Annotated in this window: 25 protein-coding genes and 1 tRNA gene; 17 read left to right on the top strand and 9 right to left on the bottom strand. The window is 64.2% G+C overall.

Annotation, left to right across the window (positions count from 1 at the left end):
• The first annotated feature begins 150 nt into the window (after positions 1-150).
• Entirely contained in the window at positions 151-393 is a 243-nt protein-coding gene (locus tag QX073_RS18095) for a hypothetical protein (protein ID WP_315713314.1), read from the top strand.
• A 134-nt stretch (positions 394-527) separates the two neighbouring features.
• On the opposite strand, the gene QX073_RS18090 is transcribed toward QX073_RS18095, so the two are convergent.
• The gene (locus QX073_RS18090) at positions 528-785 is read right to left on the bottom strand and encodes a hypothetical protein (RefSeq protein WP_315752759.1); all 258 of its coding nucleotides are present in this window, start codon (positions 783-785) and stop codon (positions 528-530) included.
• Here QX073_RS18090 and QX073_RS18085 point away from each other — a divergent pair.
• The 4 genes from QX073_RS18085 to QX073_RS18070 all read left to right on the top strand — a co-directional run bounded on the left by QX073_RS18085 (position 778) and on the right by QX073_RS18070 (position 5,689).
• Complete coding sequence (locus QX073_RS18085; protein ID WP_316169780.1) at positions 778-2,985, top strand: arylsulfatase; 2,208 nt, start codon at positions 778-780, stop codon at positions 2,983-2,985. The two genes, QX073_RS18090 and QX073_RS18085, sit on opposite strands and share 8 nt — an antisense overlap.
• Before the next feature lie 415 nt (positions 2,986-3,400).
• Positions 3,401-4,402 (top strand): transporter, encoded by a 1,002-nt coding sequence (locus tag QX073_RS18080; RefSeq protein WP_316169779.1) that lies wholly within the window; start codon positions 3,401-3,403, stop codon positions 4,400-4,402.
• A 150-nt stretch (positions 4,403-4,552) separates the two neighbouring features.
• Positions 4,553-5,173 carry a CAP domain-containing protein gene (locus QX073_RS18075; RefSeq protein WP_315752762.1) on the top strand — a complete coding sequence of 207 codons (621 nt, stop codon included), beginning with the start codon at positions 4,553-4,555 and terminating at the stop codon, positions 5,171-5,173.
• Positions 5,174-5,335: 162 nt separating this feature from the next.
• Positions 5,336-5,689 (top strand): hypothetical protein, encoded by a 354-nt coding sequence (locus QX073_RS18070; RefSeq protein ID WP_315713304.1) that lies wholly within the window; start codon positions 5,336-5,338, stop codon positions 5,687-5,689.
• Between the two features lie 69 nt (positions 5,690-5,758).
• Here QX073_RS18070 and QX073_RS18065 read toward each other — a convergent pair whose 3' ends face one another.
• A complete protein-coding gene (locus tag QX073_RS18065) occupies positions 5,759-6,484 on the bottom strand; it encodes a Crp/Fnr family transcriptional regulator (protein WP_316226126.1) in 726 nt (241 codons plus the stop codon).
• Between the two features lie 123 nt (positions 6,485-6,607).
• Here QX073_RS18065 and QX073_RS18060 point away from each other — a divergent pair, with 123 nt between their 5' ends.
• Complete coding sequence (locus QX073_RS18060; protein ID WP_315825220.1) at positions 6,608-6,844, top strand: hypothetical protein; 237 nt, start codon at positions 6,608-6,610, stop codon at positions 6,842-6,844.
• A gap of 6 nt (positions 6,845-6,850) precedes the next feature.
• Here the strand turns inward: QX073_RS18060 and QX073_RS18055 are convergent, their stop codons facing one another.
• On the bottom strand, positions 6,851-7,456 hold the full coding sequence (locus QX073_RS18055) for a TetR/AcrR family transcriptional regulator (protein ID WP_316201766.1): 606 nt from the start codon (positions 7,454-7,456) through the stop codon (positions 6,851-6,853).
• Positions 7,457-7,637: 181 nt separating this feature from the next.
• Here QX073_RS18055 and QX073_RS18050 point away from each other — a divergent pair, with 181 nt between their 5' ends.
• Together QX073_RS18050 and QX073_RS18045 are read left to right on the top strand one after the other, a co-directional pair.
• Positions 7,638-7,928 carry a hypothetical protein gene (locus tag QX073_RS18050; RefSeq protein ID WP_315713297.1) on the top strand — a complete coding sequence of 97 codons (291 nt, stop codon included), beginning with the start codon at positions 7,638-7,640 and terminating at the stop codon, positions 7,926-7,928.
• A 121-nt stretch (positions 7,929-8,049) separates the two neighbouring features.
• Complete coding sequence (locus tag QX073_RS18045; RefSeq protein WP_316226125.1) at positions 8,050-8,613, top strand: HXXEE domain-containing protein; 564 nt, start codon at positions 8,050-8,052, stop codon at positions 8,611-8,613.
• Between the two features lie 10 nt (positions 8,614-8,623).
• On the opposite strand, the gene QX073_RS18040 is transcribed toward QX073_RS18045, so the two are convergent.
• The 4 genes from QX073_RS18040 to QX073_RS18025 all read right to left on the bottom strand — a co-directional run bounded on the left by QX073_RS18040 (position 8,624) and on the right by QX073_RS18025 (position 15,728).
• On the bottom strand, positions 8,624-9,799 hold the full coding sequence (locus QX073_RS18040) for a PepSY-associated TM helix domain-containing protein (protein WP_316226124.1): 1,176 nt from the start codon (positions 9,797-9,799) through the stop codon (positions 8,624-8,626).
• A gap of 17 nt (positions 9,800-9,816) precedes the next feature.
• A complete protein-coding gene (locus tag QX073_RS18035) occupies positions 9,817-12,117 on the bottom strand; it encodes a TonB-dependent siderophore receptor (protein ID WP_316226123.1) in 2,301 nt (766 codons plus the stop codon).
• A 350-nt stretch (positions 12,118-12,467) separates the two neighbouring features.
• On the bottom strand, positions 12,468-13,919 hold the full coding sequence (locus QX073_RS18030) for a HAMP domain-containing sensor histidine kinase (RefSeq protein WP_316226122.1): 1,452 nt from the start codon (positions 13,917-13,919) through the stop codon (positions 12,468-12,470).
• A gap of 249 nt (positions 13,920-14,168) precedes the next feature.
• Positions 14,169-15,728 carry a serine hydrolase gene (locus QX073_RS18025; RefSeq protein WP_316226121.1) on the bottom strand — a complete coding sequence of 520 codons (1,560 nt, stop codon included), beginning with the start codon at positions 15,726-15,728 and terminating at the stop codon, positions 14,169-14,171.
• A gap of 134 nt (positions 15,729-15,862) precedes the next feature.
• Between QX073_RS18025 and QX073_RS18020 the strand changes: the two genes are divergently transcribed.
• Positions 15,863-16,363, top strand: coding sequence for a hypothetical protein (locus tag QX073_RS18020; RefSeq protein ID WP_410052374.1), 501 nt, complete (start codon positions 15,863-15,865; stop codon positions 16,361-16,363).
• A 9-nt stretch (positions 16,364-16,372) separates the two neighbouring features.
• On the opposite strand, the gene QX073_RS18015 is transcribed toward QX073_RS18020, so the two are convergent.
• Positions 16,373-17,107 carry an alpha/beta hydrolase gene (locus tag QX073_RS18015; RefSeq protein WP_315752769.1) on the bottom strand — a complete coding sequence of 245 codons (735 nt, stop codon included), beginning with the start codon at positions 17,105-17,107 and terminating at the stop codon, positions 16,373-16,375.
• A 443-nt stretch (positions 17,108-17,550) separates the two neighbouring features.
• Between QX073_RS18015 and QX073_RS18010 the strand changes: the two genes are divergently transcribed.
• The 8 genes from QX073_RS18010 (at position 17,551) to QX073_RS17975 (ending at position 24,128) form a co-directional block, all read left to right on the top strand.
• On the top strand, positions 17,551-17,685 hold the full coding sequence (locus QX073_RS18010; RefSeq protein ID WP_316226120.1) for a hypothetical protein: 135 nt from the start codon (positions 17,551-17,553) through the stop codon (positions 17,683-17,685).
• 310 nt (positions 17,686-17,995) lie between these two features.
• A complete protein-coding gene (locus QX073_RS18005; protein WP_284423887.1) occupies positions 17,996-18,121 on the top strand; it encodes a hypothetical protein in 126 nt (41 codons plus the stop codon).
• A gap of 112 nt (positions 18,122-18,233) precedes the next feature.
• Positions 18,234-19,805, top strand: a complete 1,572-nt coding sequence (locus tag QX073_RS18000; RefSeq protein WP_316201772.1) for a 2-isopropylmalate synthase — start codon at positions 18,234-18,236, stop codon at positions 19,803-19,805.
• A gap of 299 nt (positions 19,806-20,104) precedes the next feature.
• Positions 20,105-21,121: a TRAP transporter substrate-binding protein gene (locus QX073_RS17995; protein ID WP_315713282.1), complete on the top strand. Its 1,017-nt coding sequence runs from the start codon at positions 20,105-20,107 to the stop codon at positions 21,119-21,121.
• Between the two features lie 122 nt (positions 21,122-21,243).
• Entirely contained in the window at positions 21,244-21,810 is a 567-nt protein-coding gene (locus QX073_RS17990; RefSeq protein ID WP_315752772.1) for a TRAP transporter small permease, read from the top strand.
• Positions 21,807-23,132 carry a TRAP transporter large permease subunit gene (locus QX073_RS17985; protein ID WP_315769041.1) on the top strand — a complete coding sequence of 442 codons (1,326 nt, stop codon included), beginning with the start codon at positions 21,807-21,809 and terminating at the stop codon, positions 23,130-23,132. Before QX073_RS17990 ends, QX073_RS17985 begins: the two co-directional genes overlap by 4 nt.
• Positions 23,133-23,281: 149 nt before the next feature.
• Positions 23,282-23,887, top strand: a complete 606-nt coding sequence (locus tag QX073_RS17980; RefSeq protein ID WP_315769039.1) for a Spy/CpxP family protein refolding chaperone — start codon at positions 23,282-23,284, stop codon at positions 23,885-23,887.
• Between the two features lie 165 nt (positions 23,888-24,052).
• Positions 24,053-24,128, top strand: a tRNA-Lys gene (locus tag QX073_RS17975).
• Positions 24,129-24,185: 57 nt separating this feature from the next.
• On the opposite strand, the gene QX073_RS17970 is transcribed toward QX073_RS17975, so the two are convergent.
• Positions 24,186-25,457 (bottom strand): hypothetical protein, encoded by a 1,272-nt coding sequence (locus tag QX073_RS17970; RefSeq protein ID WP_316226119.1) that lies wholly within the window; start codon positions 25,455-25,457, stop codon positions 24,186-24,188.
• Between the last annotated feature and the right edge of the window lie 553 nt (positions 25,458-26,010).

Here is a 26,010-nt window from a genome sequence, read left to right as displayed (position 1 = left end):
CCTCACGCCCCAAATTGGTGAGCTTGCGATCAAGCTGCTCCGTCGGTCATCTCCGCACATGCAGGAATGTCTGCCAAGGTTGCTTGACCTGCATCAAGGTGTGCCTCCCGGAGGGGCCGATAATGAGCTTTCCGATGGGAGGATGCCAAGATGAAATTATCAGTTGCCCTGACAGGGCTGTTGCTGGTGACGGGGTTCGTAGCCGCGAGCACCGAAAGGGCAAGTGCCGTGGTGTATTGTCAGTATGTCGAGTATCCCGTCGGCTGCGTCGTCAGGCCCGGCGTCGTGCTGCGGCCCCGCCCGGTGGCGCGCGCCGTGGTGGCCCCAGGCGTGCGCGTGCGGGGAACGCCGATGAATCGAGGCGGGCCGGTTAATCGCGTCGGCAGACGCTAGAATTATAGAATTATCGCTCTCCGCGAGCCGGTTGGGCCGGCCGAACGTCATTGCCCGCGCCGATGATCGCGGTTTGCGGGCAGGATCGTTCCGGCAGCGAGAAGCCGTGTCAATTGTGTCATTTGTCAATTGTCTCATCCAAAGGCAGTGATCATGAAGCGAATGAAGTTGGCTGCGTCGGTGCTGTCGTTGACGACGCTACTCGTGCTTCCAGCATTGGCCCAACAGTCGGCGCCGCCGAGTGCTGTGTTGCCGACCGAGCGATCGGTTCTGCCGATTCCTGAACCGAACCCTCCACACAGCACCGTATTCGATGCGCGCGATGCGCCGCCGCCGCCGCGGTTTGAAGTCAAGGCGCCGGCCGGTGCACCCAATGTACTGATCGTGCTCATTGACGACATGGGCTTCGGCCAGTCGAGCGCATTTGGCGGCCCGATCAGGATGCCGACGGTCGACCGCCTCGCCAACGAGGGTCTCCGCTACAACGAGTTTCACACCACGGCGCTTTGTTCGCCGACCCGCGCGGCGCTGCTCAGCGGCCGCAACCATCACATGAACAATTTTGGTTCGATCGCGGAAACCGCGACGTCCTTCCCGGGACAGACCGGTCAGCGTCCCAACAATGTCGCGTCCGTCGCGGAGATGCTGCGGTTGAACGGCTACAGCACGGCGCATTTCGGCAAAAATCACGAGACCGCGGCATGGGAGGTCAGTCCCTCCGGCCCGACCGACCGCTGGCCGACGCGCCAGGGCTTCGACAAGTTCTATGGCTTCATGGGCGGCGAAACCAATCAATGGGCGCCGCTGATCTACGATGGCATGACGCAGGTCGAGCCGTCGACGGACCCGAACTATCATTTCATGACCGACATGACCGACAAGGCGATCGACTGGATGCGGTCGGAGAAATCGCTGACGCCGGACAAGCCGTTCTTCATGTATTTTGCACCCGGCGCCACCCATGCCCCGCATCAGGTGCCCAAAGAATGGATCGCCAAGTACAAGGGCAAGTTCGATCAGGGCTGGGACAAGCTGCGTGAGGAGACGTTGGCGCGGCAGATCAAGCTCGGCGTGGTGCCACCCGATACCAAGCTCGCCCCGAAGCCGGACGCCATCCAGGACTGGGACAAGCTGAGCGCTGACGAGAAGAAGCTGTTCGTGCGCCAGATGGAAGTATTCGCCGGATTTGGCGAATACACCGACACCGAGATCGGCCGCCTGATCGACGCCATCAAGGCAACGGGCCAACTCGACAATACGTTGATCTTCTACATCGTCGGCGACAACGGCGCGAGCGCCGAAGGCGGCGCGAACGGCCTGTACAACGAGATGACCTATTTCAATGGAGTGCAGGAAACCGTCCAGGACGTCTTGAAGCACTATGACGAACTCGGCGGTCCCAACACCTACGGCCATTACGCGGCCGGCTGGGCGGTCGCTGGCGACACTCCGTTTACCTGGACCAAGCAAGTGGCCTCGAGCTATGGCGGCACCCGCAACGGCATGGTCGTCCATTGGCCGAAGGGGATCGCGGCGAAAGGTGAGCTTCGTCCGCAGTGGCATCACGTCATCGACATCGTGCCGACCATTCTCGAAGCAGCGAAGCTGCCTGAGCCCAAGAGCGTAAATGGAACGGTCCAGACTCCCATTGAAGGCGTAAGCATGGCCTACAGCTTTGCCGACGCCAAGGCGCCGAGCAGGCATGTGACGCAGTATTTCGAAATCTTCGGCAACCGCGCGATCTACAGCGACGGCTGGCTTGCCGGCACTGTGCACCGGGCGGCCTGGGAAACCAAGCCGCGGCGGCCGCTCCAGCAGGATATCTGGGAGCTTTACGATGCGCGATCGGACTTCAGCCTGAGCAACGATCTGGCTGCCAAAAATCCGGACAAGCTGAAGGAGATGCAGGAGCTGTTCCTGAAGGAAGCAGTGAAATACAACGTGCTGCCGCTCGACGACCGCACCCTGGAGCGCACCAACGCGGCGCTGGTCGGACGTCCCGACCTGATGGCCGGCCGCACCAGCCTGACGGTCTACGAAGGCATGATCGGGATGACGGAGAATGTCTTCATCAACCTGAAGAACCAATCGCACGCCATTACCGCCGATCTGGACATCCCGAAGGGCGGAGGCAATGGCGTCATCATCGCTCAGGCCGGACGGTTCGGTGGCTGGACCTTCTACCTGAAGGACGGAAAGCCGACCTACACGTATAATTTTCTCGGTCTGCAGCGATACACCGTAACCGCCAAGCAGGCTCTTCCGGCAGGCAAAGCCGCACTGCGCTTTGAGTTCGCTTATGACGGTGGCGGCCTGGGCAAGGGTGGCGTGGGTACGATCCTCGTGAACGGAAAGACCGTCGCGACCGGCCGGATCGAACGAACCCAATGCTGCTTCTACTCCGCGGACGAAGGCGCAGACGTCGGTGCCGATGAAGGCACACCTGTTACCGAGGCCTACAAGGTGCCGTTCAAGTTCACAGGGAAGATCGGCAAGGTGACGATCGATCTAGTGGGTATGAAGAAGGCCGACAATGAAGAAGCCGTCCAGGCCCGCAAGGCAGCGGCTTTGAAGAAAGGACTGTCCGATTGATGCGCTCTTCGTGCTCGCCAGGTCAGTGGTCGGTCCCTTGAGAAGGAGCGTGCAGTGCAAGTAGCCAATCTGGCGACGATCCTTCTGGCCTCAAGCTGAGGGGGGGCCGTCGGGCAGAATGCAAGCACCGTGGAGCCGAGGTTCTCGGGTGGAAGTTCCGGATCAAGACGCTTGAGAAAGATCTGACCGAGGGTACCCAGAAGTGGCATCGCTACGATCATGTCGGACGAGTTTTTCAACGTCTACGACAAGACCGGACGGGGGATGAGCGACTACAAGCCGTAGTCGTCGACGACAACTCAGGCATGCCGCCTGAAATGGGAGCGTGGGGGGACTACGATTGCAGCGCGATAGATCGGGACGCAGGTCCGGCTTCCTGCGATTGTGGCTGAGCGGCGTTTTCGCGTCCGCCGCGGTGGCTTCTTTTTCGCCTCTGGTCGCCCATGCCGATGAGAGCGGCATCTCGTTCTGGCTGCCGGGATTGTACGGCAGCCTCGCCGCAACGCCTGCCACGCCGGGCTGGTCGGTGGCTGCCATCTACTACCATACGAGCGTGGGTGCCTCAGGCGCGGCCGCGGCGTCGCGCGAGTTCCAGGTCGGACGATTTTCTCCAACCGTCAACATCGATCTCAATCTGGCTTTGCGCGGCCAGGCCGATCTGATGTTCATCGCGCCGACCTACACGTTTGCGACGCCGGTACTCGGCGGCCAGTTGTCGGCGACGCTGGCCAGCGTCTACGGCAGAAATTCCGCGAGCATCGCTGGTACGTTGACGACGGTTGCCGGTCCGATCGTCAGCACGCGCACCGGATTCCTCGAAGACGCACTCGTCTCTTACGGAGATCTCTATCCGACCGTGAAGCTGAAGTGGAATAACGGCGTCCACAACACCATGGTCTACGGCGCCGGCGATATTCCCGTCGGCGACTACAGTCGGAACCGGCTGGCCAACATCGGCATCGGTCACGGCGCCATCGACTTTGGCGGCGGCTACACTTATTTGAACCCGGTGACCGGCACGGAATTTTCGGCCGTCGGGGGCTTGACCTACAATTTCAAGAATCCCGATACCCGGTACCAGAGCGGCATCGATTTCCATCTCGACTGGGGCGTGTCGCAGTTCCTGTCGAAGCAGGTCTTCGTCGGTTTCGTTGGCTACGCCTATCAGCAGATTACCGACGACTTCGGTCAGCCCGCCGCTCTCGGCGGCTTCCGCTCGCGCGTCCTCGGCGTTGGCCCGCAGATCGGATATATTTTCCAGATCGGCAGCAATCAGGCGTTCCTGGGGCTGAAGGGATATGGCGAGTTCGACGCCGCCAACCGGCCGTCGGGCTGGAACACGTGGCTGACGTTCTCGATCTCGGAGGCCGCGCCCGCCGGCACGATTGCGCCGACTTGGCACAAAGTGTCGAAATAGAATAGAGAAGTATCGACCGCCCGCATTGGACTGAATTCCGGCATTGTCATATCGGGTGGTTCCGCGGCGGTCCAGCACGTCCGTCGCTTCGGATCAAAGCGGGATCGAGCGACCGTTACCTACTCCGGATTGATGAGCACGTGTCCTAGCATGCGGGAGCTTCGTTTCACGTTGCGCGGCTTTCGCGCGGTTTTGGTTGCAGCGCTGCTGGCGCTGTCGGCCCATGCGGCATTTGCCGGCGACTCCGCGCCGGCCGATCAGATCTCGGCGTTTCGGCTCGCGCATGGCGAAGGCCGCGTGACGCGCGACGCGACGCTCGACCGCATCGCGATGGAGCAAGCGCGCGCGATGGCCGACAAGGACGATCTCAGCCACGAGGTGCTCGGTCCCTTCACCCGCCGTGTGGCTCCGTCGAAGGCCGGCCGTGCGGCCGAGAACATCGCCTATGGCTACGACAATTTCGACAAGACGCTGGGGCAGTGGATCAACTCGGCGGGGCACCGCAAGAACCTGCTGCTTCCCAAGGCGACCAAGGTCGGCATCGCCAGCGCAAAGAACGCCAGCGGCAAGCGGACCTATTGGGCGATGGTGATCGCGGGCGACTACGAGACCGACAGGCCGAAGAGCAAGGCCAAGGCCGTCGTCGCGCAGGCCGCGACCCGATCCGCGAAAGGCGACGCCAAGCCGGCGACGCGCTGGGGCGCCAAGCCGCCGGCGTCCGCCTCCAAGGACTGCCACCTCAGCATCAAGGTGATCGGTCTCTGCATCTGAGTGCGTGGGCCTCGGCTGGACGCCACGCCTGCCGCGCGATCACGGCGTTGTGCGAACAGCGCACGTTGTCGGGGTGAGCTTTATCAGATATACAATCAATGGTTGTCTTTTGGGCAGCCACTATTGTGAAGATTTTTCATCTCATTTTGTAAGGAGACAATCATGGCAGTCATTGAGCAGACCTCGGCCACCAGCACCAATCCGCAGACCGTCTCGGCGTCCTACCAATGGTCGCTCACGTCCTACGAGGAGCAGGGCAATCTGTGGCTCAAGTGGAGCACGAACTCGCCGTTCCGCGCGCAGCAGGGGCAGATCTCCGTCTACAGCGGCAGCAGCTTCCCCTCCGATCCTCAGAAGGACCGCAAGGCCTGGTCGTGGGACAACGAGCACGGCGGCGGCTCGGGATGGGACACGGGCTTGCGCTACGGCTCCGACTGGCACTGCGCCTGGATCGCCGAGAAGAGCCCGAACGGGCCCTACGCCTACGTGGTCAAGCTCATCACCAAGGTCGCCTGAGCTGACGCGCGCAACCGTTAAAGGTGGGAGTCGCGAGCCCACGTGAGTGGCCGCGCTGAGACCTGTGCCTCAGCGCGGCTGCTTCTTCAGGTGCAGATAGCTGGGATCGAACTCGCCGATCGCGCATAGCCGCGTCCAGTCGTGCACCGTCAGCAGGCCGCTGCGGAAATCGACAGCGCGGCTGGCGCGCAGCTCGACCAGCGTGCGGTTGACCGTCGCGATCGCGATGCCCAGTGCCTCGCCGAGCTGCACCAGGCTGACCGGCAGCCGCAACTGATCGTGCCGGACATGGCCGAGCGCGCGGGCGCGATAGAACAGCTCGCAGAACATGTGCGCCATGCGCGCCGGCTTGCTCCGCGCGCTGTTGTTGGTGATGGCCTCGCGGAAGATCGACGCATCGATCAGCGTCTCGCGCCAGATCGCAAAGCCGAGCGTCGGCCGCCGGCTGATCGCGCGGGTCAGCTCCTTGTGCGCAACGCTCGCCACCACCGCCGGCCCGATCGCGCAGACGGCGTGATCCATGCAGTCGAGGAAGATCGACTGGGCGTCGGGCCAGTCACCGGGCATGTGAAAGGAGAGATACTGCCGCTGCCCGCCGGACAGCAGGTGATAGCGCGCCACCCATCCGGAGATCACGACGACGGAACGGTCCGGCTCGTCGCCCTGGCGGATGAGGTCCTCCTGATCGGCGAGCTCGCGCAAAGCGGAGCTGAAATTCCGGATCTCGGCGATGTCCTCGCCGGTCAGTTTCGAATGCTCCCTGAGCTTGTTGGTGACGATCCGGTCCGCATCCATGAAAATCCTACCGTCCGGGCGGGGTTGCGTATCAAATGAGACGACGGAGCCGGCGTTACCGACTAAGGTCGCCGTCAGCAGATGCGGTCGAAGGTTGCCGGTCGCCGCATCGGGAGAACAGCCGTGCCCCACATCGCGTTCCTCAACCGGCTCCGCCGATTGTTCGGTGGCGCGGGGCCGCATATCGAGACCATCGCAGCCGCCCTTGCCGACGGCCGCATCAAGCAGCCGGCTCATCCGATGTCGGATCAGGAGCTGTCGCGCGCCATCCGCGAGTTCCAGAGCCGGCCGGCGTCGGAGGAGGCCTTGAAGAAGCTCGCTGAGCGGCTGGAGGCCGCCAAGCCCGACGGCCCCTCGTGACGGCCCTCATGACGATTTGGCGGGATCCGGCTCCAGCAGGAACAGCATCAGCCGCACCAGTTCGTCCTCGAGCTCGCGTGTGCCGACGAGGCGATGTTCGCGCATGACGGCAGCCCGGATCGGGCCCAGCGCAGCGCGGACCAGGATGAAGCGGCGCGCGGCCGGCATCGCTTCGCTCCGCAATCCCACCGTCGCGATCAGCCGTTCGGTCATGCGGTCCACCATCTCGTGCAGCGCCTTCTGCAGCTCCGCGTCGTTGCCCAGCAGACCGAGAAGATAGCGCCGCACACGGTGACGGCCGGCGAACGGGGCGAAGCCCTGGCGCACCGCCGCGCGCACGATCGCCTCGCGTCCAAGCCCGCGATGCGCCTCCAGCGCCTCCCCGAACTCCGCCTCCTGTCGAGCGAACTCGCGCAGCACCAGCGCACGCAACAGTGAGGTCTTGTCCCTGAAATAGCTATAGAGCGTGCCGATCGAGAAGCCCGCGCGCTCGGCGATGGCGTTCGTGCTCAGGCCCTTGCCGCCGCCGCTCTGCAGAAGTTGAGCGGTTGCCTCGAAAATCACGTCGAGGGTCTGCCGCGTGCGCTTCTGCACCGGGGTTTTTCGAAGCATTTCAGGAGCTTGCTGCACGGTCTGGACCTCGGCTGGCGGACGGGCGAAATCGAGTAGGCGTTGCTGCCGGCTCGGGTTAGATCAGAGCCCGCATGCGGGCGGCCGGACACTGAGTGGATGTGCTCCGGACCGAGCCCGCTTGCGCCGGGCTGAACCTCATTTGAACGAAGGACTGATTGCCATGCTGCGCGTCGCATTCCCGTTTGTCACATTCGTCGCCGTCTCCCAATGTCTTCTGTCGCAGGCCGCGCTGGCCGGCAACCGCGCCGCCGCCGACAGCTGTGCCGCCAAGCTGTCGCCCGTGGCGAAGCAGATCTACGACGTCGCAGCTCCTGCCATCGGCCCGGACAGCGTCGTCAAGGACGTGATCGTCGAGCGTGTCAGGCCGCTGGTGATGGCCGGCAAGTTCGATCGCGACACCGCCCGCGCCAACGCCACGCCGGCCGGCGAATGCCTGGTGCTGCTCAAGTAGGTCGCGCCGCGCCCCGAAAGGTTTGGAGGCTGCGACAGGTCATCACGCCGCAGCCTCCCGGCGCGGCGGTGTCCGGGCAACCCGGCTTGGCAAGTTCAGCCGACTCGCGCATCACTCGCTGATGCTGGACCTTCTCTCCCGTCACTGGGTTGCCGGTGCCGCGTTCATGGCCGCAGCGCTGCTGGCGCTGGTACCGCTGCTGGCGGCCGACTGGCCGCTCGCGCTGCTGCTGATCTTCCTGCATTCGCCGGGCTACATGATCCATCAGGTCGAGGAGCACACCGGCGACCGCTTCCGCAGCTTCGTCAACAACGTGATGTTCGGCGGCCGCGAGGCGCTGACCACGATCGACGTGCTCTGGGTCAATTGCGGCGCGGTCTGGGGCATCGACCTGATTGCGCTCTATGTCGCCTGGATCGCCGGCCCGGCCTGGGCGCTGGTCGCGCCCTATCTGATGCTCGTCAACTCGCTCGGCCATATCGGTCCGGCGCTGCGCTTCCGTGGCTACAATCCCGGCCTCGTCACCGGCATCGTGCTGTTCATTCCGCTCGGCCTCGTGACGGTCCTCACCATCCCGGCGACGGCTGCCCAGCATGCCCTCGGCTTCGGCCTGTCGCTGCTACTGCACGTCATCATCGCGGCCAACGCCATCCGGCGCGCGTCGCATGCCCGCGCCGCAGCCTGAGCGCGCGGCCTCATTCGCCGGGAACGAGCTGGACAGCGCGTGCCGACTGCGTCGGCCGCCGCAAGCGCCGCCGCGACAGATAGAGCAGCGTGCCCGTGACAGCGAACAGCGGCATCAGCGCGGCGGCGAGCATGAAGGCGAGCTGGCCGGGCCAGCCGAGAATGCTGCCGCGGTGGATATCCAGGATGCGGGCGAGCACGCGCTCGCCGGCGGTCTTGTCGGCGTAACGCTCGGCCGCGAGCAGCCGGCCCGTCGCGCCGTCGATACGGAATTCGTCGCGCCGGCCGTCATGCGCCTCGCTCGGCCAGGCGCGCACGCGCACCGCCGCGCCGGCGCCCGCCGGCAAGGTGAGCTGCATCACCGCGAAGCGATCCCCGATCTGCTCACGCAACGTGGCCCAGACCAGATCGAGCGCGACAGGCTTTGCTTCTGCAGACCCGGAGCGACCCTCGCGCGGAGCCTTGCCCGGCATCGGCGCTCCTGATGTCGCCGGCGCGAGCAGCCAGGTCAGGCCGTCCTTGTACCAGGCGTAGGAATAGGACAGCCCGGTCAGCGCGATCACCAGATACACCGGCAGCACCCATGTGCCGATCACGCTGTGCAGCGAGCGATGCAGGCCGCGGCCGCTCAGTCCGAGCTGCGGCTTCAGCCACAGTGCTGCGCTGCTCGCCCGGCGGGGCCAGCGCAGCACGAGGCCCGTGATCAGCAGCACGACGAGTCCGAGCACTGCGGCGCCGGTGATCTGGCGGCCGGCGCCGTTGCCGTCGCCCGGCAGCAGCAGCCAGCGATGCAGGTGGCGCACGGTCGTGAAGAACGCCTCGCCGCGGGGCTCACCGAGCACGCGGCCGTCATACGGATCGACCAGCAGCGAGGAGGAGCGGCCGCCGTCATCCTTGCGCGCGAAGCGGACGAGCGCGGCGACGGAGGGATCGCGCGACAGCGTGATCGCCGAGACCTTGCCGAGCGCCGGATCAGCCTGCAGCCGCGCCACCAGCTCGGCGGGCGAAAGCGGCGCTTCCGTACGCGGCGCGACGTGGGACAGTTTGGCGTTGAGACCGGCCTGGATCTCGTCCTCGAAACCCATGATCGCGCCGGTGATGCCCAAGAGGGAGAGGATCAGCGCGGCCGCAAGACCCAGGACAGAGTGGATCTGCAGCAGCGCGGGTTTGATGCTGAAGGACGTCACGCACGCTTCTCCTTGGCTCAGAACTTCACCGTCGCCGACAGCGACACCCGCCTCGCATCGCCGACCGCGACGGTCAGCGCGCTGTTGGCCGAGGGGTAGTAGACGTTGTCGAACAGGTTCTTGACGTTGAGCTGGTAGAGCACCGGCAGGTTATGGTGCTTGGTCTCGTAGCTCGCGAACACGTCGGCGACGACGTAGGACGGCAGCACGAAGCTGTTGGCGGCGTCGCCGGCGCGGTCGCCGACATAGCGCGCGCCGCCGCCGAGCCTGAGCTGGCCCGGCAGCGCCGTGCCGAAATCGTAGACGAGGTAGAGCGAGGCGGTGTTGAGCGCGACGTTCTGCAGGCGGTTGCCGCGATAGACCGGGTCGTCCGTGACCCTGGCATCGGTGTAGCCGTAGCTTCCGATCATGGTCCAGTGCTCGGCGATCTTGCCGCTGACGTCGACCTCGGCGCCGCGCGAGCGCACCTTGCCGGCGGTGGTGTATTCGACGACGTTGCTGGCATTGGTCTGCGACACCAGCACGTTCTGCTTGTCGATGTCGTAGACCGCGACGGTACCGGACAGCCTCTTGTCGAGATCGAACTTGAAGCCGGTCTCCCACGCCGTGCCTTGCTCCGGTGCGATGTTGGAGCCGAGCACCACGCCGCCCGTGAGCGGCGCGATGGTCGAGTTCGGTTTCAGGCTCTTGGTGTAGCTGGCGTAGAGCGACACCTGCTCGTTGAGCTTGAGGATGGCGCCGCCGAGCGGCAGCACGGTGTCGGCGGCGACGTTGGTATTGGCCTTGAACGGCCGGCCGCGGCCGGCGATCTGCTCGTAGTCCATGTAGCGCACGCCGCCGACGAAGGAGAGCTTGTCGGTGAGATGCAGCGTGTCCTGCACGAACAGCGAATACTGGCCGAGCTTGTCGGTCTGGTCGCTGTCGCTGGCCGAGACCAGCGTGCCGGGTTGGATCAGCCCGTAGACCGGGTTGTAGACATTGAACACGCTCGTGACCTTGTCGCGGATCAGGTCCTGGCGATAGATCGTGCGATATTGCGCGTCGCCGCCGAACAGCACCTCGTTGCGCAGGCCGCCGAGCCAGAAGGCGCCCTGGATGTAGGACGTGCCGTAGCTGACCCGGCTGAGCGAGCCCCAGGTGCCGTCGTTGCTGCGGGTCTCCTTGCCCTTCGCATCGATCGCGGTGATGCGCAGCTGGTTGGCGCTGGAGCTCTCGGTGTTGTAGCTGTAGGCCGCGGTGAGCTTCCAATCGTCGTTGAGCTTCTGCTCGACCGAGGCCTGGACCAGGTCGGACTGCCCCCATGTGTTGTTGAAGGGCTCGTCGAGCCGCCGCGTCGCGGGGATCGCGAGCGGTGCGCCATTTATGAAGGCGGTGCCGCGATCGAACGGGGTGATGAACTCGCGATGCTCGTAGTTGAGCTGGACCGTGGTCGTGTCGCCGTACCAGGCGAGCGACGGCGCCACCAGCATCTCGCGATGGCGGCCGAAATTGCGCCAGTAATCCTCGCTGACGCCGTAGCCGATGAAGCGATAGGCGAGGCCGCCGTCGCCGATCGGGCCGGTGACGTCGATCGTGCCGTCGGCGCCGGTCCGGTTGTTGGCATAGGCCGAGCCGAGCAGCGTCACCGAGCCGTGCTGATAAAGCTCGGGGCGCTTGCTGATGGTGTTGACGATGCCGCCGGGATCCATGATGCCGTAGAGCAGCGAGGCCGGGCCCTTCAGCACCTCGACGCTCTCCACGGCCGCATTGAGGCTGCGGCTTTGCACCAGCGGCAGGCCGTTGCGCATGATCGAGCCGTCGCGGTTGTCGCCGAAGCCGCGACGCATCACCGCGTCCTGCGTGCCGGCGAGCGTGTTGGCCTGGGTGACGCCGCTGATATTGGCGAGCGCGTCGTCGATGTTGCGCGGCAACTGGTCTCTGATCACCTGTTCGGGCACGACATTGACGGATTGCGCGGTGTCGAGCGGCGAGGCGCCGCTGCGCAGCGTGGTCGCGCTCGGCATGGCGCGGTAGTTGAGCTTGGCGGCGTTGAGGAGTACGGCCTCTGCCGCGGCGCGTTCCGCGCGTGTCGGCATCGGCGGCGGCGGCATCGCGCGTCGTGACGGCAGCGCGCGCGCCTGGCGCTGCGGCGCGCTGGCGGCGCTCGCAGGCTTGCGCTTCGGCGCCGGCACGTCGACCGTCACCGGCGGCAGCGTCGCCTGCGCAAACACGGGAGAGGGGGACCAGAGGAGGTCTGCGGTCAGAGCACTCACGAGCGCAATCGCGCCACGCATGCCGGTACGAGCGCGCGCATCGCGCCGGCCTTCACACTTCGTCATCGTCTACTGCACTTCCACGTCGCACCGTTCGAGGGAACGGTCAGCTCGATGCGACGTCTAGCAACGCAGTGCAGCGAAAGACACAACGCGCCGGATTGAATTGCTCTAAGCCATGCGGTGTTGAATTGTTCTAATTGGTTCGGAGATGCGCAGGTCGCGGCGTCTCTGCGGCATTGCGCATTTGATGATCACGATCGACGCGGAGTGATCCATGATCGTGCACGATATGATGCGCGATAAGCGCCCGACCCAAGCTGCGGACGGAGCGCTGCTGGTCTCGTTTTCCGGGACTGCGTGCCGAGGACTCTCAACGCTTGGGACCGGTCGTTGATGCGGGCGCGCCCCCGAGCCTATTGTGCGGCGGCGAGTTCCAGCTCGGCCGGCTTGCCTGGTCCGATCAGCGGAATGTCCAGCGTGATGCGCGTGCCCTGCTGCGGCTGGCTGTCGAGCTCGATGCGGCCGCCGAGTGTGGATGCCACGAGGTTGAAGGCGATGTGCAGGCCGAGGCCGGCATTGCCCTTCTCGCGGCGCGTGGTGAAGAACGGGTCGAACACCCGCCCGCGAACCTGGTCGCGCATGCCGACGCCCTGATCGGCGCAGACGATGCGCACCGAATCGTCGCCGGGCTGTGCGACCTCCACGGTGAAGACGCCGCTGATGTCGCCGGGATAGGCATGCGTCGCCGCATTGAAGGCGAGGATGCTGATGACCTGTCCGAGTGCACCGGGATAGCTGGTGAGCACGATGCCCTCCGGGCAAGAGAGCACGACCGTCAGGCCCTGGCGCATCAACAGCGGGCGGAGCTTGGCGACGTGATCGGTCATCCAGCTCTGCAGCTCGAAGGTCTGCAGCGCCTCGTTGGCCTGGTCGACGGCGACCTGCTTGAAGCTGTGTACCATCTCGGAGGCGCGGTGCAGGCTCTGCGTCGTCAAATGCAGGCCCTGCTGCAGCCGAGCGACGCCCCTCGCCAGATCCGAGCGCCGCACCGGGCCGCCGCCAAGCATGCGCGCGATCGCCTCGACGTCGTCTTCCATCGCCGTCGACGTGGTCAGCGCCAGCCCGAGCGGCGTGCTGACCTCGTGGCCGACACCGGCGACGAGCTGGCCGAGCGAGGCCAGCTTCTCCGCCTGCACCAGATGGGCCTGCGTGGCATGCAGATCGCGCAGCGAGGCCTCGGAGCGCTCCTTCTCCCGCTGCAGCGCCTCCGCGGTGCGGAACTGCTTGCGCGCCTGGTACTCGCGCGCGCCGACGGCATAGAGCGAGAGCAGGCAGGCATTGCCGACCAGCGAATGATCGATGAAGCGCAGGCCGGGCGGCAGCGGCTCGGTCGCGAGACTCTCGGCCACCGCCAGCGCGCTCCAGCTCGTTGCACAGAAGATCGCGTAGGAGCCGGTGCGCAACGGCAGCATGGTGGATACGAACAGGATGACGATGATCATGCCGGCTGCAGAATAGGTGAAGCCCGACGGCAGCACCCAGTAGATCGTCGGCAGCACGCAACCGGGGATCACGCAATAGACCAGGTGAATCGGCTCGGCCCATCGGCGCGCCGGCGTCGACAGCAAAGCCGTCAGCGGCAGCAGCACCAGCGCGGCGGTCCCGCCGCGGATCGCGAACGTGGTCGGCACGATCTCGGGATAGAGCACCCAGTCCCACAGCGTGTAGCCGGCAAAGGTGAGGGCGCCGAGCAGCATCGCGATCTGCGTCCAGGCGGTGCTGCCGCGGACGTAATGGTCGACGAAACGCCGCTCCTCGACGGTATCCTCGAAACGGAGACCCAGACGCTCCAGCAATCTCAACATTATGCCACCGCAATCGAAAAACGATCCCCCGCCGCGGAGTGAGAGCCTCGGCGGGAGGGCAGACATACACGAGATGATCTGTTTGAGAAAACGACGGGAGATCGCATCCGCCGCCCGCGGCACGCAGAGCGCTATGAGAACTGTTCCAATTCTCGCCGTGCGGCATGTCTCCGCCCAGCCGAACGGAGCCGATCAGTGCTGCAGCATTTGCGCTCGACTTTCGTCAGGCCGCGCAGAGCCGCCGAGGACTCACGGCGCCGCATGACCCTCGACCACTACGTCCTTGCCGTAGCGGCCCTTCGTTCGGAACGTCACCTTGTCGCCGTCGAAGCTGAGCCGCCAATTGCGCTCCTCGCCCTGGCCAATGAACTGGGCGTCGATCACGAAGGTCGTGGCGTCGATCCAGCTGCCCTTCATGGCCCGGTAGGTGAAGGGCTGCCAGGGATGGGGCGGCGCGGTCTTGCGATAGAGGCCATCGAGGCCGATCGGGCTCTGCAGATGCACCGTGCCTCCGGCGCGGTCCCGCGAGGGGATGTCCCAGGTGACCTGCGGTTCCGGTCCCGTGAGGTCCAGCTTGATCGTGTTGATGCCGAGCGGGCCGGGCGGGAAGCTGTAGGTCTTGCCCGAGATGGAAGCCGCCATCTCCGGCACGGCTCCGACCGGGCCTCGGGTTTCCGTCGCGACCTCGCGGACATCAGCGGCGAGCGCGGCTGCCGCTTCCGGCGCCGCAGGCAGGGCGCTGTCAGATGTCACAGTCGCCGAAATGGTGTTGGCGAGCTTGCGGAATGGACAGAACTCGCGCGCGGTCATCACCGCCACGATGTCGCGGTCGGGCAGCACCATGATGACCTGGCAGTGGTAGCCGACCGCCATGAATACGTGTTTGTCCGGCAGGGTCCAGAACTGATCGGCGTAGGAGAGCCCCGGATCGAACTTCGCATTCATGCTGACGGTGGCGTGGTTGACGGCTTCGATCCAGTCCGGCGGCAGCAATTGCTGCTCGCCCCAGCGGCCGCGCCGCAGATAGAGGTAGCCGATCTTCGCCATGTCGCGCGGCTTCAGCGCCAGCCCGAAACCGCCGGCGGAAATTCCCTGGGCATCCTTGAACCAGGCGTGCTCGGTGATCCCGAGCGGCCCAAACAGCCTCTCCTTGGCGAAGTCCTCCGCGCTCTTGCCGGTGAGCTTCGTGACGATCGCGGAGAGCAGATGCGAGTTGCCGCTGTTGTAGTAGAACGTCTCGCCGGGCGCTTGCGCCATCGGCCTGTCGAGGATGTACTGCACCCAATCCGGACTCCGGCCCATCTCGTAGAGGGATGTCTCGGCGCCGCCGCTATAACCCTCGTCCCAGTCGAACCCGGAGGTCATGTTGAGCAGGTGCTGCACCGTGAGCGCCTGCTTGCGCGCGTCGACATTGTCGATCTTGCGGTCCTTGAAGAAGTCGAGCACCGGATGATCGAGACTGTCGAGCACGCCGTCCTTGAGCAGCATCGCAATCAGCGTCGAGACCACGGCTTTGGTCGCGGAATTGATGATGTGCGGCTCGTCGGCCTTGTAGGGCGCGTAGCTGGCATCGACCACGATGCGGCCATGGCGCGTGATCAGCAGGCTGTCGAACCTCATCGCCTTACCGGAAGCGACGAGTTTTGCGAGGGCCGCCGAATCCATCCCTTCGTCCTCAGGCGTGGCGGTCGCCCAGTCGGATTGAGGAAAGCGGGCGAGGCTCAAGTCCTCGGCGAAGGCTGCGCTGGAGAAGAGCCGGGCCACCAGCAGCGCCGAGAACAACCAAAGTCCGGTCTTGAGACGCGCCATGTCGAATGTCTCCGATGAGCGACTTTCAGGTTATGGTATCAGAGGACCGCAATCCATCAAAGATTGTGTGATAGCCGGCGCGCACGTCGAAGAGCCGGCCCATTGCTCGGGCGTATATTGAGATGAGGATTGAAGTGACCATGCAGGCCGGCATACTTCGACGTTTTCATGACGTTTTTCTTGGTGTTGCATTTGCCGTCGCGGCTCTGCTCACGGTCCTGGCGCGACCTGCTTCGGCCGAAGGCGAACGCGTGATCGCGGTGCCCAAGCTGCATGCGATGACGCCTGAGGCGGGAGATGATGCCGCCCTTCTGACGAGCGCGCTACGCGCGCGATTCCACGCAATGCCGTCGCTCCGGGTCGTCGAAGAGCCTGTCCCGATGGCAAGCCCAGGTCATCCGGATATTCTGCTGCCGCAATTCGAGAAATCGCGAGATCTGCACTTTGATCTCGTGCTGGTCGGCAATGCCGCGCTCCTCAGCGATGGCCGTCACAAAGTCTCGCTTCGGATTTGGAACGTCGAGAAGCAAACTCAACTCCTCGGGCAACAATACGTGTTTCGCGCATACCCCGGCCACGAGCAGGAGATTGCCAATGTAATCGGCGATGCGCTGGTCTCAGCCCTGTCGCAATAGGACTGGTGCTCATTCCGCCCAATACGCCCGCAGCACGGCCGCGATGCTCTGCGGCCGCTCGACGATGCTCCAGTGGCCGGCGTCCGGCTCGACATGAAGCCGCGCGCCGTGCGCTTGCGCGAACCGGCTGAGCGTGTCGAGCGGCACGAACGGATCCTGTGTGCCCGAGATCACCAGTCCACGCCGCGGCAGCTGTTCGAGCCGCGCGATCCAGTCGCCCTTGAAGCACAGACCGTCGGCGGAGCGATACAGCGCGAGGATCGCCCGGCGCATCGGAGCCTGCCATGCCGTGGCTTCGCGCGCCGCCAGCTCCGATGGCAATCCGCTCTGCCGGAACATCCGTGCCATGGCAGCTTGCGACGACACCGCCATGAATATCTCGCCGAGCACGGGCGTATTCCAGATCCGCGCGATGCGATGTCCCCGATAGTCCGGATCGAGTGCGCCGCCAGCGACCGCCCAGGAGCGCACCAGCCCCGGCCGCAGCGATGCCGCGCGCAGCACCAGCAGCGCGCCCCAATCATGCCCGACCAGGTCGAGCGGCCCGACCGCCGCATGCTGCGCTTCCAGCAGCGCGACCAGCCAGTCGGCGTAGGCGTCCTTGGTGCAGGCGAAGCCCGGAGGTGCATCGCCGTCGAAGCCGGGCAGGGCAGGCACTGCCACGGTCTCGCCGAGCGCCGCGATCAGCGGGCCCCAGATTGCGGGCGTGTCCGGCACGCCGTGGACGAAGATGCGGTTTGTCATGAGGTCATGGTACCACACGCTCGATCTTCGTATTCGACGAAATTTCCTCTTTCCTTTTTTCAGAAAACGTGCTTCTCTACGTCATCCCGCCTCATCGAAGAGGGGCGTACGCGTCGTCACGATACGTGGAGTGCGGGGAGCGATGGCCGTGAGGCGCCGGTGGACGACCGGCGTTTTGCGGACGGCGAAGTCGTGTGGTCCTGGCCTCCCGATGCTGAGGTCAAGTTCGTGCCGTTGCGCGAAGCAGCGGTGCGGATGATGGGGGCAAGAAAGCCCGGTCCCCAGGGAGAGCGCGAAGTAAGCCGTAAAGCCGTTGCGCAGGGAAGGCCGGGATGTCCTGGCCGATCCTGTGGTTCTTGCCCCGTGCATTTTCTATCGCACGGGGGCCGCGGGTGTCGGCAGACGCCCGGTCTTCCCTGCACCCTCTGATGGAAGAGGGTACGATGCGGGTGAACAACTCGGGCACGGATGTGTCGCGGGAGCGTGAAATGCGTGCTGGTGCAGATGCCGACAACCACACCCTCACCGTCATCCCGGACAAGCGCGCGGTCACGCGTGCGCCGATCCGGGATCCATAACCCCAGGGAGATCTGCGAGGCAGGATGGCCGCTCCAACTCGCCCAGCCAAATCCGCCGCGGCGTACGGATCCCGGGTCGGCGTTCACCAACGCTGGCGCGTTGGCGGCCTTGCCCGGGATGACACTGTTCATAGGGAGAGATTTATAGGGAGAGCGGCGCGGGACTGCCCGAATACGTCACCTCTCCTGACCATTATTCGGCGTTGCGAGACCCTCCCATTCCCAGTAAAAGCGCTGTCGAGGGCACCTCGGCAACAAACCGTCAACGGTTTTGCCGCACAGTTTTCGTGTTCTCGCAAAGGGTTTGGCAATGCTGATTCGCAGCGCAGAGATCGAGGCCATCGCCGGGGCAGACGCCCGGACGATCGCGCTCGCCGCGCTGCAGCCCGCCGACCTGATCGGCGCGATCGAGCTTCTGCTTCTTAGCTGCCCCTGAGGGCCGGCTGGGCGGGATGCGCCTGGGCACTCAGGGGGCTGCTTCGACACCGAAACACCCTTCAGCGCCTCTGGAAGCCACGCGCACCACCCGAAAAGTTCGAGGAAAGCAGATGTCCAATCCCGTTCAGTCCGACAAGGACCGCGTCGTCATTTTCGACACCACTTTGCGCGATGGCGAGCAGTGCCCCGGCGCCACCATGACGTTCGAGGAGAAGCTCAACATCGCCGCCATGCTGGACGGCATGGGCGTCGACATCATCGAGGCCGGCTTCCCGATCGCCTCCGACGGTGACTTCGAGGCCGTCAACGAGATCGCCAAGCGCACCCAGAACGCCGTGGTCTGCGGCCTGTCGCGCGCCGGCGCCAAGGACATCGACCGTTGCGCCGAGGCGATCCGCCCGGCCAGGCGCGGCCGCATCCACACCTTCCTGTCCACCTCGCCGGTGCACATGAAGTACAAGCTGCAGATGGACCCGCAGCAGGTCTACGAACTGGTGATCTCCTCGGTGACCCGCGCGCGCAACCACACCGACGACGTCGAATGGTCGTCCGAGGACGGCACCCGTACCGAGTTCGACTTCCTGTGCCGCTGCGTCGAGGCCGCGATCAGGGCCGGCGCGACCACCATCAACATTCCGGATACCGTCGGCTATGCCGTGCCGGAGGAGTATTACGACCTGTTCAAGCGCGTGCGCGAGAGCGTGCCGAACTCCGACAAGGCAGTATTCTCGGTCCATTGCCACAACGACCTGGGCATGGCGGTCGCCAACTCGATGGCCGGCGTGCGCGCCGGCGCCCGCCAGATCGAATGCACCATCAACGGCATCGGCGAGCGCGCCGGCAATGCGGCCCTGGAAGAGGTCGTGATGGCGATGCGCGTGCGCAACGACAAGCTGCCGTACTGGAACAAGATCGACACCACGCAGCTCACCCACGCCTCCAAGGTGGTCTCGGCCGCGACCTCGTTCCCGGTGCAGTACAACAAGGCCATCGTCGGCCGCAATGCGTTCGCGCATGAGAGCGGCATCCATCAGGACGGCATGCTGAAGAACGCGCAGACCTACGAGATCATGCTGCCGGAGACGGTCGGCGTGAAGCAGACCTCGCTGGTGATGGGCAAGCATTCCGGCCGCCATGCCTTCATCCACAAGCTGGAGGAGATGGGCCACAAGCTGGCGGGCAACCAGGTCGAGGACGCCTTCGTCCGCTTCAAGGCTTTGGCCGACCGCAAGAAGCACATCTATGACGAGGACATCGAGGCGCTGATCGACGAGGGCATGGTGAGCGCCCATGACCGCATCAAGCTGCTGTCGCTGTCGGTGATTGCCGGCACCCGCGGCCCGCAGCGCGCCACCATGAAGCTCGACGTCGACGGCGTGACCAAGATCGAGGAGAGCGAGGGCAACGGGCCGGTCGATGCCGTCTTCAATTGCATCAAGTCGCTGGTGCCGCACGAGGCCAAGCTGGAATTGTACCAGGTCCATGCCGTGACCGAGGGCACCGATGCGCAGGCCGAGGTCTCGGTGCGGCTGTCGCAGGACGGCCGCTCGATGACCGCGCGCGCGGCGGATCCGGATACGCTGGTGGCCTCGGCCAAGGCCTATCTGGGGGCGCTCAACAAGCTGGTCATGAAGCGCCAGCGCGACGTGGCGCAGGGCGCGGCGGCCGCAGCGGCGAGCTGAGTTCACGATCGTCGGTTGGGGCCGAACCTTGCTTCGTCGTTCCGGGGCGACGCGCAGCGTCGAGCCCGGAATCCCGAGCTTGGCTTGCGCCCGCGCCAATAACCTTCGGATTCCGGGCTCAGCCGCTTGCGCGGCTGCCCCGGAATGACAGTCATCACCATTTTTGCGCTGCGGCATGGGAATCCCCGCCTCTGCGGCTAACGGTCAATGGCATTCCGGCCGGCGACCCGCTAACAATGTCCTTGGCATACAAAGCGGGGGCGTCATTGCAATGTCCCCCGAAACGTCGGGAGGACACCTTGCACTTCAAGTTTCGCCACGTGATCGCCACCGCCGCCTCGCTCGCGGTGCTCGCTCTGGCCGGCCCGGCCCTCGCCGCCGACAATCCGATCGTGATCAAGTTCAGCCACGTGGTGGCCTCGAACACCCCGAAGGGCCTCGCCGCCGACAAGTTCAAGGAGCTGGCCGAGAAATACACCGACGGCAAGGTCAAGGTCGAAGTCTATCCGAACTCGCAGCTCTACAAGGACAAGGAAGAGCTCGAGGCGCTGCAGCTCGGCGCGGTGCAGATGCTGGCGCCTTCGAACTCCAAGTTCGGCCCGATCGGCATCAAGGAATTCGAGGTGTTCGATCTGCCCTACATCCTGCCCGACCTCGCCACCCTGCGGAAGGTGACCGACGGCCCGCTCGGCACCAGGCTGCTGAAGCTGCTCGAGCCCAAGGGAATGATCGGGCTCGCCTACTGGGACAACGGCTTCAAGCAGATGAGCGCCAACAAGAAGCTCGTCGATCCCGCCGACTACAAGGGTCTGAAGTTCCGCATCCAGTCCTCGAAGGTGCTGGACGCGCAATTCCGCACCCTCGGCGCCATCCCGCAGGTGATGGCCTTCTCCGAAGTCTACCAGGCGCTGCAGACCGGCGTCGTCGACGGCCAGGAGAACACGCCCTCGAACATCTATACCCAGAAGATGCACGAGGTGCAGAAGTACATCACGCTGACCAATCACGGCTACATCGGCTACGTCGTGGTCGTGAACAAGAAGTTCTGGGACGGCCTGCCGCCGGATATCCGCGCCGCCTGCGAGAAGGCGATGAAGGAAGCGACCGCCTACGGCAACAACCAGTCGGCGAAGGAGAACGACGACGCGCTCGAGGAGATCCGCAAGTCCGGCAAGACCGAGCTGGTCAAGCTGACGCCGGCCCAGGACGAGGCGATGCGCAAGGCGATGATGCCGGTGTACAAGGACGTCGCGGGGCGCGTCGGCCAGCCGCTGATCGACGAGTTCCTGAAGGAGACGCGCGGCTCGACCAACTGATGGCGTGAGACGAGCGGTGCGCGGACAATGGCCCGCGCACCGAGGGGGCGAAGCACTCGGCGCGCAAGAAGGCAGACGGCGCAGCCAAGCGCCGCGGACGTTTTGATTGTGGGGGAGGGGACTTGGGCTTTCTGTTGCGCATCCTCGATCGGCTCGAGGAGATCCTGATCGCATTCCTGATCGCGGCGGCGACCTCGATCATCTTCGTGGCCGTGCTGCACCGCTATCTGGTCGGCGTGCCCTTCCTCTATCCCATCCTGTTTCCGATCGACCTGTCCTGGGCGCAGGAGCTCTGCATCTACATGTTCGTGTGGATGGCCAAGTTCGGCGCCGCCTACGGCGTGCGCACGGGCATCCATGTCGGCGTCGACGTCGTCGTCAACATGATGCGGCCATCGCTGCGCAAGGTGACCATCCTGTTCGGCCTGCTGTGCGGAGCGCTGTTCACCTCCATCATCGGCACGATGGGCGCCAAGTTCGTCTACGGCCTGTCGCAGACCGACCAGGTGACGCCCGACATGGAGCTGCCGAGCTGGCTGGTCTATCTCTGCATCCCGCTCGGCTCCTATCTGATGTGCTTCCGCTTCCTGCAGGTCGCCTGGCACTATCTGCGCCACGACGAGCTGCCGCATCACGACCACGCCTATGTCGAAGGCGTCGACCCGACGGCGACGGAGGCGCTGCGATGAGCAGCCTCCTCATCTTCAGCCTGCTCATTTTCCTGATGCTGACGGGCATGCCGATCTCGATCGCGCTCGGCCTCACCGTGCTGTCGTTCGTGTTCTTCATGACGAACGTGCCGACCGAATCGGTCGCGCTGAAGCTGTTCACGGGCATCGACAATTTCGAGATCATGGCGATCCCGTTCTTCATCCTCGCCGGCAATTTCCTGACCCATGGCGGCGTCGCCCGAAGGATGATCAACTTCGCGACCTCGATGGTCGGGCACTGGTATGGCGGCCTCGGCCTTGCCGGCGTCGTGGCCTGTGCGCTGTTCGCCGCCGTCTCCGGCTCCTCGCCGGCGACCGTGATCGCGATCGGCTCGATCATGCTGCCGGCGATGGTCAAGCAGGGCTTTCCCAAGCGCTTTGGCGCCGGCGTCATCACGACGTCAGGCGCGCTCGGCATCCTGATCCCGCCCTCGATCGTGATGGTGGTCTATGCGGTCGCGACCGGCGGCAGCATCGCGCTCGATCCGGCCGGTCATCGCGTCTCCTCGGCCTCTGTCGGTCAGCTGTTCATCGCCGGGGTTATCCCCGGGCTGATGCTGGCGAGCCTGCTCGGCCTCACGACCTTCTACCGGGCCTGGAAGAACGACTATCCACGGATGCCGCGGGCGAGCTGGGCCGAGCGCTTCACGGCCTTCCGCAAATGCGTCTGGGGCCTGCTGCTGATCGTGATCGTGCTCGGCGGCATCTACACCGGCAAGTTCACGCCGACCGAGGCCGCGGCCGTCAGCGCCGTCTATGCCTTCGTCATCGCGGTGTTCGTCTATCGCGACATGTCGCTGAAGGACGTGCCGAAGGTGCTGCTCGGCTCGGCCAACATGAGCGCGATGATCCTCTACATCATCACCAATGCCGTGCTGTTCTCGTTCCTGATGGCCAATGAGAACATCCCGCAGCAGATCGCCAACTGGATGGCGGCGGCTGGCGTCAACTGGATCGTGTTCCTCTTGGTCGTCAACATCCTCCTGCTGCTCGCCGGCAACGTGATGGAGGCGACCTCGATCGTCTTGATCATGGCGCCGATCCTGTTCCCGGTCGCGGTCAAGCTCGGCATCCATCCGGTGCATCTGGGCATCCTGATGGTGGTCAACATGGAGGTCGGCATGTGCCACCCGCCCGTCGGGCTCAACCTCTACGTGGCCTCCGGCATCGCCAAGATGGGCATCACCGAACTGACCATCGCCGTCATGCCCTGGCTGCTGACGATGCTCGGCTTCCTCGCGCTCGTCACCTACGTGCCGGAAATCTCGCTGTGGTTGCCGCGCATGCTGGGGATGCTTTGAGGCGCGGCAACAAACTGAAACTGATTTGCAAAAACAGAAAGGTATTTGAAGCAATTACATCTTCGTAAGGTCGTACACTCTGTCCAAACTGTAAGTTGAAGGCGCGGAACGGCAGGCTCATGCTGATCCGAGTTTCCAAGGAGGTTGGCATGAGAAGGTTCACCATCGCCGCAGTCGCCGTGCTCGCCATCGCCGGCTCAACCGCGGTCTACGCCCAGCGCGGCTGGTTTCATGATCACATGCATCATGCGCGCATGAATCCGGAAGATCGCGCCGCCATGCTCGATGCGCGCATCGCTTCCGTCCATGCCGGCCTGAAGCTGACGGCGGAGCAGGAGAAATTGTGGCCGCCGGTCGAGAGCGCGGTGCGCGATCTCGTCAAGCTGCGGTTCGATCGTGCCAACGCGCGGATGAAGGCAGCCGACGAGGCGCAGGACAAGGATGTCGATCCGGTGGCGCGGCTGCGCGAGCGTGCCGACACCATGGCGGTCACGGCGGATGCGATGAAGAAGGTCGCCGACGCCGCCGACCCGCTCTACAAGACGCTCGACGATGGCCAGAAGCGCCGGCTGTCGATGCTGACCCGGCCGATGGGGCGCATGATGGGACCGGACGGTCTGCGCCATCACCGCTGGATGGAGCGCGGCGAGGGCGGCATGGAGGATGGTCCGCGCTTCGGCGAGCATCGCTTCGGCCCGGGACCGATGGGCCACATGGGCTGGTCCGAGGAGGAACGCGAGTCCGGGCGGCTTTGACAGCCGTTTGACGATCCTTCTGATTTCATTTGGGGAAAACCGCCGCCCGCCGGCGGTTTTTCTGCATCGAAAGTGCCGAAAAATGCTCAGGGATCGCTGGACATCCTGGAATCGCTTTGCTAAACGACCGGCTCTCGCGGAAGGCTTTCTCCGGATGCAAGATCCGGGCGCATAGCTCAGTTGGTAGAGCAGCTGACTCTTAATCAGCGGGTCCTAGGTTCGAGCCCTAGTGCGCCCACCAAGCCTTTCAAGGACTTATGATAGAGTCGGCCAAGTCATTCCGACAAGCGGTCAGCGGCTATTCCGACAAACCGACTGCTTTTGTTCGCTCCTCCCGGCGCTTTTTTGACCCCGAGATCAACTGTTTGCGGGTCCGCTTCGCATAGGTTGGCAGTTGTCGACTCGACCTGTGTCGGCCTGCGGCACGCAACTCAGCGTCTGTCAGGTCGCTGTCTGCCCCTTCCGTGAAGCCGCCGTGGCGGAATGAAGTGAAGGACAATTCGCTTCGCAGAGACGCGGCTCTGATGACCTTTTTGACCACGGCCCGCAGATACCGCAGATCTCGCCGCTGGGTGATCCAGGGCACGAGCGCGCTCCCTCGGCGACTTTGGTGATCGCGCCGAAACATCAGGCCCGCCGCCATTCTCGATTTGATCTCATCGAGTTCGGCCATCAACTCGGGGAACAGCGTCTCGCCTGCGTCGTCGAACAGAGGCCACCAAGCCTCCTCCCCATTCTTGGGGTGGACGACCTTGACACTGTTCGGACGCTCCTTCGGCCGGTAGTGGGAAATCTCGAACGCGCCGAAGACATGCTCCTCGCGTTGCAGCCATTCCCAGCTGAGAAGAGCGGCGGTCGCAACCGACCGATAACCCATCTCTTTCGCCATTCGACGAAAGGCGACGAGTTCTTCCCATGTGGCGGTTGGCGTCTCTCGTGCTGCTTGGTTTGGCGCACGAGCTTTCAGGCCCATGCGAGAGAACGGATTGATGGCTGGGACGTCCTTCTCCCTGGCGCGGTGGCCAACGAACCAGGCTCGCCGACAAGCGACCATGGCGGCGTTCGCAAAACGCCGACGTTCGCGATGAATGATATTGCCGTCCTTGTCTCTTTCTTCAACAACGAGCAGCTTTGCATAGACAGCGTCGACGAAGCCCTTAGTGAATTGACCGATCTGCTTTGAGCCCGCTCGAGTCCCATCCTTGAGCATGTGGTTGGCGAAGAGCGACAAGCCTTGATCATAAAGTCGTTGGGTCTTGTGATCGATCTCTTTCCATTTCTGATGCGACTTGAAGATGCCCACCAGCCAATCAAACGTCCCTGGGACAAGGGAAGGCGGACCAAGATCGGTCAGTCCTCGCGAGCGCCAGCTGTCGAATGCTGGAAGGAGGATCGTTTCGGCTCGCTCTACTGCAGCCATGTAGTCCTCGCCTAAGGCCTCAGCTTTGATCTCGCAGCCCTGTTTGCGTGACCAGGTCGGCGGCTCGAAAAAGTAAGCCCATCGCCCATTCTTCAATGGCTTGCGCCGGCAGTAGCGCGGCAACTTCAACGCGGTGCGAGGTGGTTTCATACAAGGGATGCCAAGTCTTCTCGATTGAGCGAATCGGAATCCGACTTGATGAAATTGTCAATAGCAGCCTTTGACCAGATTGGCTCGCGAGCTCTTCCAGTGCCGTGGTAGCCGGTTGGACGGGGGGCTTCTCCGCGGAGCACAGCACATGCGAGCTCTTTCGTGTCACCGTAGTCCAAGTACGCCGCCGTCATGTCCGCTCGCATGACAGCGGGCCAAACGGAGCCGGGCGGATACCGAGGCGGCAGGGGAGATCGTGCCGGCATGGCGATTGCCCATTCATGCGAATAGAAAGTCAGCAGAGCATCTCGCGATCATGGGCACATGGACGGGACCTTTAAAGTCTCGTCTGCAGGTGTCGAATTTTAGCGCAGGAGCGAGGAGGAATGCTGAAAGTAGCGAGCTCTAGGTCAGTAGGGTTGGATCAAAATAGCTGAGGCGCAAGCTGTGACCTTGCCCCTCGGGCCTAATCCAGTTTGAAGTTCGTTCTGGCCCCAACGAGGACCAGAGCATGAAGCGCAGCCGCTTTACGGAAGAGCAGATCATCGGGATT

Origin of the sequence: Bradyrhizobium sp. SZCCHNS3052 (genome assembly GCF_032484495.1) — a bacterium.
Taxonomy (GTDB): domain Bacteria; phylum Pseudomonadota; class Alphaproteobacteria; order Rhizobiales; family Xanthobacteraceae; genus Bradyrhizobium.
This window is presented reverse-complemented; position numbering and strand designations above follow the sequence as displayed.

Excerpts from the sequence above, each read along its gene's own strand:
- QX073_RS17980 (WP_315769039.1), top strand. The coding sequence starts at position 23,282 with ATGAGAAGGTTCACCATCGCCGCAGTCGCCGTGCTCGCCATCGCCGGC.
- QX073_RS18090 (WP_315752759.1), bottom strand. The coding sequence starts at position 785 with ATGAGCACGATCAGTACATTGGGTGCACCGGCCGGCGCCTTGACTTCA.
- QX073_RS18065 (WP_316226126.1), bottom strand. The coding sequence starts at position 6,484 with ATGGATGCGGACCGGATCGTCACCAACAAGCTCAGGGAGCATTCGAAA.
- QX073_RS18015 (WP_315752769.1), bottom strand. The coding sequence starts at position 17,107 with ATGACAAACCGCATCTTCGTCCACGGCGTGCCGGACACGCCCGCAATC.
- QX073_RS18075 (WP_315752762.1), top strand. The coding sequence starts at position 4,553 with ATGCGGGAGCTTCGTTTCACGTTGCGCGGCTTTCGCGCGGTTTTGGTT.
- QX073_RS18035 (WP_316226123.1), bottom strand. The coding sequence starts at position 12,117 with ATGACGAAGTGTGAAGGCCGGCGCGATGCGCGCGCTCGTACCGGCATG.
- QX073_RS17970 (WP_316226119.1), bottom strand. The coding sequence starts at position 25,457 with ATGAAACCACCTCGCACCGCGTTGAAGTTGCCGCGCTACTGCCGGCGC.
- QX073_RS18030 (WP_316226122.1), bottom strand. The coding sequence starts at position 13,919 with ATGTTGAGATTGCTGGAGCGTCTGGGTCTCCGTTTCGAGGATACCGTC.
- QX073_RS18070 (WP_315713304.1), top strand. The coding sequence starts at position 5,336 with ATGGCAGTCATTGAGCAGACCTCGGCCACCAGCACCAATCCGCAGACC.
- QX073_RS18050 (WP_315713297.1), top strand. The coding sequence starts at position 7,638 with ATGCTGCGCGTCGCATTCCCGTTTGTCACATTCGTCGCCGTCTCCCAA.
- QX073_RS18095 (WP_315713314.1), top strand. The coding sequence starts at position 151 with ATGAAATTATCAGTTGCCCTGACAGGGCTGTTGCTGGTGACGGGGTTC.
- QX073_RS18000 (WP_316201772.1), top strand. The coding sequence starts at position 18,234 with ATGTCCAATCCCGTTCAGTCCGACAAGGACCGCGTCGTCATTTTCGAC.
- QX073_RS18055 (WP_316201766.1), bottom strand. The coding sequence starts at position 7,456 with ATGCTTCGAAAAACCCCGGTGCAGAAGCGCACGCGGCAGACCCTCGAC.
- QX073_RS18005 (WP_284423887.1), top strand. The coding sequence starts at position 17,996 with ATGCTGATTCGCAGCGCAGAGATCGAGGCCATCGCCGGGGCAGACGCC.
- QX073_RS18045 (WP_316226125.1), top strand. The coding sequence starts at position 8,050 with ATGCTGGACCTTCTCTCCCGTCACTGGGTTGCCGGTGCCGCGTTCATG.
- QX073_RS18025 (WP_316226121.1), bottom strand. The coding sequence starts at position 15,728 with ATGGCGCGTCTCAAGACCGGACTTTGGTTGTTCTCGGCGCTGCTGGTG.
- QX073_RS17985 (WP_315769041.1), top strand. The coding sequence starts at position 21,807 with ATGAGCAGCCTCCTCATCTTCAGCCTGCTCATTTTCCTGATGCTGACG.
- QX073_RS18010 (WP_316226120.1), top strand. The coding sequence starts at position 17,551 with ATGCGGGTGAACAACTCGGGCACGGATGTGTCGCGGGAGCGTGAAATG.